The 3,597-nt window shown below is 59.8% G+C and carries 6 protein-coding genes and 1 pseudogene; all 7 read right to left on the bottom strand.

Features of this window, described 5'->3' with window-relative positions; translation table 11 throughout:
- Positions 1-266, bottom strand: a 266-nt coding sequence (locus AAFM15_RS11615; RefSeq protein WP_341686873.1) for a phage tail tube protein, incomplete at its 3' end; no start/stop codon positions are given.
- A gap of 35 nt (positions 267-301) precedes the next feature.
- The gene (locus AAFM15_RS11610; RefSeq protein ID WP_341686872.1) at positions 302-742 is read right to left on the bottom strand and encodes a hypothetical protein; all 441 of its coding nucleotides are present in this window, start codon (positions 740-742) and stop codon (positions 302-304) included.
- 7 nt (positions 743-749) lie between these two features.
- The gene (locus AAFM15_RS11605; protein ID WP_313881888.1) at positions 750-1,409 is read right to left on the bottom strand and encodes a DUF6441 family protein; all 660 of its coding nucleotides are present in this window, start codon (positions 1,407-1,409) and stop codon (positions 750-752) included.
- A 2-nt stretch (positions 1,410-1,411) separates the two neighbouring features.
- Complete coding sequence (locus AAFM15_RS11600; protein WP_341686871.1) at positions 1,412-1,747, bottom strand: hypothetical protein; 336 nt, start codon at positions 1,745-1,747, stop codon at positions 1,412-1,414.
- Complete coding sequence (locus AAFM15_RS11595; RefSeq protein WP_108401942.1) at positions 1,747-2,751, bottom strand: major capsid protein; 1,005 nt, start codon at positions 2,749-2,751, stop codon at positions 1,747-1,749. Before AAFM15_RS11595 ends, AAFM15_RS11600 begins: the two co-directional genes overlap by 1 nt.
- A 3-nt stretch (positions 2,752-2,754) precedes the next feature.
- On the bottom strand, positions 2,755-3,132 hold the full coding sequence (locus AAFM15_RS11590; RefSeq protein WP_341686870.1) for a head decoration protein: 378 nt from the start codon (positions 3,130-3,132) through the stop codon (positions 2,755-2,757).
- A gap of 12 nt (positions 3,133-3,144) precedes the next feature.
- A pseudogene (locus tag AAFM15_RS11585) lies at positions 3,145-3,597 on the bottom strand (hypothetical protein); the annotation flags it as partial.

Here is a 3,597-nt window from a genome sequence, read left to right as displayed (position 1 = left end):
GGATTGCCCAGCAGGGCTTTGAGCCACATGCCGATGTTGCGCAGGTCAATGGGAATGACGATGTCACCCTCGACCTTGATCACGTCACGGATGGGCGCACTCGGGTCTCGACCCAGGCCAATCAGATCGTTGGCAATCAAGCCCTGTTCTGAGCCCAAGGTGGTGGAGACGAATGGAATCTTTCCAAAGTCTCCCGTCGGTGTGTTGCCGTAGGTGGGTTCAAACGCCGCCAATAGGCTGGCGTTCGCGCCATAAGCACGAGCCATGATGAATCTCCAAGTGGTTAAGGTTTGTGGTGCGATCAGGCCAAGGGATGGCTGCTCGCGTAATGCATCACCACGTCCAGCGTGCAGGCCTTGATGCCCACAGACCCTTCAGGGGTGACGTCTTCAAATTTGGGCGGCATCACTTCGGCGTGGTCGATCTGCCCAGACAAGGTCGGATCGGCCAAGACCAGGGTGCCCAACGCCTGAAGCAACTCATCCATGCGCGCGTCCCTGGCAGATGCCTCGGGGTGCGCGACATAGATTTCAATGCTTGCCGCGTGCTCCCACAGGTAGGTCACAGGCGACAAGGTGACATCGACCTGGGTCATGTCCCCATCGCGCAGGAACACCATGGCGTGCTCGCTGAGCCGCTCCGGCAGGGATGAATTCCTGCGTATCGCATTGGGTTGCAGGGGCAGTCCGTCCAACAGCGTGAACAAAGCCCCCAGCGCCGCTTCTCGTTGGCTGGTTTTCATGGTCATTTCATGTGTCCGAACTTTCTTCTGGCCACGACTGCGTGACCAACACCATCAGCCTGTCTTGCCACCGCTGGGCAGCACTGGCGATGTCGAATTTCTTCTTGAGTTGCGCTTGCGGTACCAGCAAAAAAATGGGGACTGTGGTCAGCCCCCGTCCTGATTTCTGAGCAGATGCCGATGCCGCAGCAAAGCCTCCGCGCTTGCCTGTTTTGGCCCGAAAGTTGTCCGCCACTAAGAGCGACGGTTTGCCTGAGCGATACACAAAGCGCAGTCGTTGACCACGCATGCGCTCCCACAGACCAGGCGTCATGCGTTTGCCACGTGGTCCAGTGCCTGCCGCCGGAAGCGGGATGGCGAGCCAGAACCCGTTCTTCGAACGGATCAACGCACCTTGGTCGTGCGCCGCAACGACAACAGGCGCTCGGCTGTACACAAGACCCGCCGAGCCCAAGCTGGGGCGTCCCTTCGGGTACACCTCCCCACGCCAGGTATTGGCCAGACGCGAGCCCAAACCAGAGCCTTCGATTTGCGAGCGCAATTCACTCTTGAGCCCTTGCGTCGCCTCTCGCACGCCTGTGGTCACCGCCACCCGCGCCGAGTTCAGCTCCTGCGCCATCATCTTGGAGAGGTCGCCCTGCAGGGCAGCCAGTAGTCGCACGCTCATGCTCACCTCGCCGTCGATGGATAGTCAGGCAAGGGGTAGGCGCTCACCGTCCAGATCAATCGATCACGGTCAACCAGCGCATCGCCTTGAATGACGTAGATGACACCCCGCCACGTCAGGCGATCGCCCTCTTGAGGCCGGGCGACATCTGCCGCTTGCAAATCAAACCGATACGAGGTCACCGCCAGATGTGACTGGCCGAATTCCTGTACCGAATCCGGTGCCTTGCTGATGACCTTGAGTTCGATGGTCTCCCCGGCCACAGTGCTGTACTGCGCCGAGGAGCCCAAACTTGCGAACAGCCGTTTGACACCCAGTGCAAACGGATCGCGTGGCATCAGCTGGCCAGGAGCTTGACCAAGAGACCCGGGCGATGGCACATCGGCAGCGGATTGCTCTGCGTGTGCAGATCCGTGCCGCGACCAAATTCACGAGGCTCTTGCTTGGCGTACAGGGGCTGGCCCAGCGTATTGACCGTCTCATTGAAGTCAGCCGGTGCGAAGTACGTGGCAAAGGTGTCCACCGTGCCTTCGGGGAAGGCATGGCCTTCGCCAGAGGCGATGAACTTGCGCACATTGCCATCCACATCGGAGGCCTGGCCCAGGTACTCCTCGAAGGTGACGCCCGCAAAGGTGAAGCCAGTGCGTTGGTCTGCACGCAACGCCAGACTCTCCTGGTACCACTGATATGCCTTGACCACATTGGGGTGAGCCGTCAGCAGATCGAAGAATTCCGGCGAGACCAGCACGCGAACGCCGGTCATGTACTCGCCCTTGAGGTTGAGCTCAAGGTAGCGCTTGAGATCCAGGCACTTCTTCTTGACGTCCGTTTTTTCGTTGTTGAGCGCGAAGTTGAACTCCTTGGGCTCGATACCGAACTCATCGAAGAGGTTGTAGAGGACCGAGCCGTCCGCATCCAGGATCACGCCCTTGAGTGCGCCCATGCGCAAATGCTCCAGGGTGATGGCGTGCTTGTTGCGCATCGACTGCAGGTGTTCAGCCATCACGTTCGCAATGGTTTCAGTGTCGGTTTCAGAGCCAAAGGCGCGCAGGCCTTGAACCTCTTCGGGCAGCACCACATCGTCGTGCGGAATATGCGGGATGATGAACGAGCGCAGAGTACGGCGACCGCGCTTTCCCACCGTGCCAGGGGCACCGACAGGCAGCGTAGGCAGCAGGTTCAGAACGCCATTGCGCTCTTCCACAGCGATCTGGCGAAAGCGCACAGGGCGAGCAGGCATCAGGTTGATCTGATCGAGCTTGCCGAACTGGTTGGGCAGGATGTTGATGGCAGCGGTGAGCGCCGTCATCGAAAACGCGGGGGACTGGAAAGGATTGTTCATTGCTTAGACTCCTTGACGAACGAGGACGCCGATCGCTTCGAGCTGAGCGATGGCTGCGGTTTTTTCTTCCGTGGTGATGGCGGCAGGCCAGATGAGCGCGTGATCGGCCACGATGGCCTGACGCGAAACGATCAGGCCGTTGGTTTTTTCTGCGGCACTGGCATCGATGCTTTGCAGCACCACGCCAGCGGCAACCTCGGAACCATCGGTCGCCGAAGGGTCGAGGGCTTTGACCTTTTGGGTCGCACTGACTCGGCCAATCACGGCACCGAGCTTGAGGTTTTGTCCGTTCACCACCGTGACCTGGTCACGGGAATACAGGTTTTCCTCTTCGTACTTGAGCAGGTCGCCCAAGGTGAGGTCATTGGTAATGGCAGTCATCAGGTTCTCCTATTAACGGTGGGTGACTTGCGCTGCGTCACGCTGCTTTTGAGCGCGCTGCTGCGCCGCACGAACGACGGGGCTGTCTTCGGGCTTGGCTTGGGTTTGGGTTCCTGCCTCGGGCAAGATGCGGCTGGAGATTTCGGGAGAGCCAGAGGCCTTGGCCGCCAACAGCTCCTTGCGTGCTTGGTCAACTGAGACACCACGCTCGATCAGGGCCGCCGTCATCTCGGACTTGCCCGCCAGAAGACACATCTCGGCAATGGCCAGCACCTGTGCACTGGCCGCCTTGATGTCGTGGCCTTGAGCTGCGGCACTGGCTTGCACCTGAGCGCCGGGTTGATCACCCGTGCTTTGCGCGGCATCGCCATCTTTTGCAGGCCCAGTACCTGTCTGGTCGGCTGGTTGGTGTTGCTCTTCTTGGTTGGTCTGCCCATCGGCAGTTTGGGTTGCATCGTTTTGCAT

Origin of the sequence: Limnohabitans sp. (assembly GCF_038134685.1) — a bacterium.
Taxonomy (GTDB): Bacteria; Pseudomonadota; Gammaproteobacteria; order Burkholderiales; family Burkholderiaceae_C; genus Limnohabitans_A.
Note: the sequence above shows the minus strand (reverse complement) of the source record. Positions and strands in the feature narration are given on the sequence as shown.